This window comes from Micromonospora sicca (genome assembly GCF_003172935.1).
In the GTDB taxonomy this organism is placed as follows: Bacteria; Actinomycetota; Actinomycetes; order Mycobacteriales; family Micromonosporaceae; genus Micromonospora; species Micromonospora sicca.
Window position 1 is genome coordinate 1 of the sequence record NZ_QGKS01000118.1, and the last position, 3,656, is coordinate 3,656.

Sequence of the window (3,656 nt, forward strand, 5' to 3'; positions counted from 1 at the left end):
GGGCCGGCGGCTGCCACGGACCGGGCTCGGCGGGGTGGGCCGAGGCCGGCGGATAGCCGGGCTGGCCGCCGGGGTACGGCTGCCCCGGGTACGGCTGCCCCGGGTACGGGGTGCCGGGCAGCGGCGGTTCCCAGGCCTGCTGCGGCTTACGGAAGAACTCGTTGGCCTTCGGCAGCGCCAGCAGGATCAGGGCGACCAGCAGGGCGAGCAGGCCGAGGACCCCGAGCAGCGTGGTGACCGGGCCGTACCAGGAGGGCAGTGCGTCGTTCAGCCGGCGCTGGATCTCCTCGCCGCTCGGCATGTCGCCGGTGCTGCCGCCGCTGGTCAGCCCACCGGCCGCGTTGTTCACCAGGCTGCCGCCGGTGCAGCAGATCAGGATGCCGCCGAGCACCCAGGTGGTGATCCGGGCGCCGTTCTTGCCACGGTTGTTCAGCAGCGCGAGGACGACCATCCCGATGGCCAGCAGCAGGGTCAGCACGCCCAGCCCGATGCCGAAGCCGTAGGCGAGGTCGCCGGCCTGCTCGGCGGCGGTGCCGCGGTAGGCGTCCCGCAGGACGTCCCGGATGGTGCCGATGGTGGAGATCGTCAGGATCAGGTTCACCACCTGGATGACGGCGAACAGGATGAGCAGCCAACTGGATATCGTCACCAGGCCCGGACGGGCGCGGGTGGGCGTGCCATGGGCATCGACCATGGTTCTCCTTCCCTAGATCACCCGCACACCGTAACCAGGCCCGGCCACCGCGGCACGCCACGCCGGGCGGAAACCTTCGACGCGGGGCGTGGATCAGCCGGCGAACTCCGGTGCCTGCCCGCAGAGCCGGCTGTGCTCGGCGGTCACCACGCCGAGGAGGAAGAGGTCGACGGCGAGGGCGGAGACCGCCCCGAACTGGTTGACGGTGAAGTTGAAGATCTGCCCGAACAGCAGGTCCACCAGGAGCGCCAGCTTGAACAGCCGGAACGCGTCGGCCCGGTCCCGGCGCAACCGCAGCGCCGCCCGTACGCTCAGCACGGCGGTGATCAGCGCGGCGACCGACGTCCCCAGCACCGCGCCCCACTCCCGCTGCTGGTCCAGCTCGCCGGTGACGCCGGCGAGCAGCACGGCCGCCACGGTGACCACCGGCTCCACCACCAGGTAGACCACCACCGGGTAGACCAGCCACCGGCGGGCGGTCAGCCAGGCGACGACCCGACGGGAACGGGTGATCCAGCGCTGCCAGAACCGGACCGGTGGCGGCTCGCGGCGCGGTACCGCGTCGAGCAGCCGGGCCACGGCCGCCTCGGCCGCCGGGCCCGATCCGCGGGCCAGCCGCAGCACCGCCGCCCGCCGCCGGTCGGTGAGCCCGCCCGGCAGCCCGCCCAGCACCAGGTCCAGCGCGTTCGCGGTGCGCTCGGCGGGAGTCAACCGGACCCGGCCACGGACCGCCTGGGTGAGCACGACCAGCAGGGCGAACGCGCCGTAGATGATGCCGGCGGCCGGGGCGTAGAAGTAGTCGGTCCGGGCGGTGACGAGCTTGCCCACCTCGTCGATGAAGAGCCCGAAGCCGACGCCGCCCACGATCGCGCCGGCCGTCCGGGGCCCACTTCCGAGGAAGACCAGCGCGATCCCGAGGCCGACCGCCATCAGCAGGCCGCCCCAGAGCACGTGCGCGATGTGCAGGCCACCCCCGCCGAGTTGCGGATAGCCCGTGGCCTGGAGGTACGCCCGGGTGAGCAGCACGGTGACCACCCCGGAGAGCACGAACGCCTCGAGGTACGCGGCCGCCTCCACCGACCGGGTCGGCACCCGGTTGCGGAGCCACTCGACGCCCGGCGGTCTACGGCGGCGACGCGACAACCGGGGCGACATGCCCCGAACCTAGTAGCCGCGCCACTCCGCGCGGGCGTACTCCAGCACCCTGGGCTGCAACAAGGTGGAGGCGGGCACATCCATCCGGCCCCGGTCGGCGGGGAAGGTCGCCGCGGCGCGCAGCACCTCCGGGGTGAGGAAGCGCAGCGGCGGGGCGTCGGCCGGCAGGTCCAGCACCGGCGGGGTGCTCCCCGGCGCGGCCAGCACGAACCCCCAGTCACCGAAGCTCGGCACGTCCACGTGGTACGGCACGGTGGCGAAGCCGGCCTCCCGGACGGACCGCTCGATCGACCAGTACGACCGGGGCGCGAAGTAGGGGGACCCGGACTGCACCACCAGCCGCCCACCGTCGGCGAGCACCGAGCGGATCAGCGCGTAGAACTCGACGGTGTAGAGCTTCGCGGTGGCCGTCTCGTCCGGGTCGGGCAGGTCGGCCACCACCACGTCGAAGCGTTCCGTGGCGGTGCGCAGCCAGCCGAACGCGTCGACGTTGAGCACCCGGACCCGGGGGTCGGCGAACGAGTTCCGGTTCAGCTCGCGCAGCTGCGGCTCGCTGCGCGCCAGCCGCACCACCGCCGGGTCGAGGTCGACCACGGTCACCCGGCGCACGTCCGGATACTTCAGGATCTCCCGGAGCGCGAGCCCGTCGCCGGCGCCGAGCACCAGCACCTCGCCGCGCGGCCCGCGCAGGGCCGGGTGCACCAGCGACTCGTGGTAGCGGTACTCATCGACGGAGCTGAACTGGAGGTCGCCGTTGAGGAAGAGCCGCAGGTCGGTGTCGGCGTGGCCGGCCTCGCGCACCGACCGGGTGAGCACGATCTCCTGGTAGCGGCTGCGCTCGGCGTGCACCACCGGGTCCCGGTACAGCTGCTGCCGGGCGGTCAGCTCGAAGTCGGCGGCGGTGATCCAGGCGTACCCCAGGCAGAGGGCGACCACGACGGAGCCGGCGCCGAGCGCGAGCCGCGCCCGACGGCTCAACTCCCGGCGAAAGACCGTGCAGACCAGCGCGAGGCCGGCCACCGCGTTCACCACGCCGACCACCAGGGCGCCCCTGAGCTGGCCGAAGACCGGCATCAGCAGGAACGGGAAGGCCAGCCCACCGAGCAGCGCGCCGACGTAGTCGGCGGCGAAGAGGTCGGCCACCGCGCTGCCGGCGGACTGCTCGCGGATGCGTTGCAGCATGACCATCAGCAGCGGGATCTCCGCGCCGATCAGCAGGCCGAGCACGAAGGCGGTGCCGACCAGCGCCGGGCCGTAGAGGTCGAGCCAGGCGAACGCGGCGTAGAGGCCGAGCACGGAGAGCCCGCCGAGCAGCGCGAGGGTCAGCTCGATCGCGGCGAACGCGGCCGCGGCCCGGGACTGCAACGGCTTGGCGACGAGCGCGCCGACGCCCATCGCGAAGACCATCACGCCGAGCACGATCGACGCCTGCCCGACCGCGTCACCGATCAGGTAGCTGCCGAGCGCGACCAGCGCCAGCTCGTAGACCAGGCCGCAGGCCGCGCAGACGAAGACCGCGAGCAGGACCGCCGCGCGGGCGACCCGCCAGCCCGGCCGCGCCGGCACGTCGGTGGTCACGCCTTTTCCCCGGTACGCCCGGCGGCTTCCGCCCCGGCGCGCTGCGCGGGCGCGGCGCCCCGGAGCTGCCGGCGGCGCTGCACCACGCCCACGGCGACGAAGAGCGCGGCGAGCAGGAGGAGCCCCACGGTGGCGAGCAGCGAGCCCCAGCGGTCCCGCCAGAAGTCGTTGCCGGCGGCCGGCAGCGACTTCTGGCGGGACCGCTGGGGCTCGCTGCTCGCCACCGTGG

At 73.9% G+C, this 3,656-nt stretch carries 3 protein-coding genes and 1 pseudogene; all 4 read right to left on the reverse strand.

Going from position 1 to position 3,656, the window contains the following annotated elements; translation table 11 throughout:
* On the reverse strand, nucleotides 1-694 hold a 694-nt coding region (locus DKT69_RS05395; RefSeq protein WP_201749500.1), incomplete at its 3' end, for a hypothetical protein.
* A gap of 93 nt (nucleotides 695-787) precedes the next feature.
* The gene (locus tag DKT69_RS05400; RefSeq protein WP_201749501.1) at nucleotides 788-1,786 is read right to left on the reverse strand and encodes a hypothetical protein; all 999 of its coding nucleotides are present in this window, start codon (nucleotides 1,784-1,786) and stop codon (nucleotides 788-790) included.
* A 72-nt stretch (nucleotides 1,787-1,858) separates the two neighbouring features.
* Nucleotides 1,859-3,427, reverse strand: a complete 1,569-nt coding sequence (locus DKT69_RS05405) for a polyamine aminopropyltransferase (RefSeq protein ID WP_109800482.1) — start codon at nucleotides 3,425-3,427, stop codon at nucleotides 1,859-1,861.
* A pseudogene (locus DKT69_RS05410) lies at nucleotides 3,424-3,656 on the reverse strand (hypothetical protein); the annotation flags it as partial. The gene DKT69_RS05405 and the pseudogene DKT69_RS05410, both read right to left, overlap by 4 nt.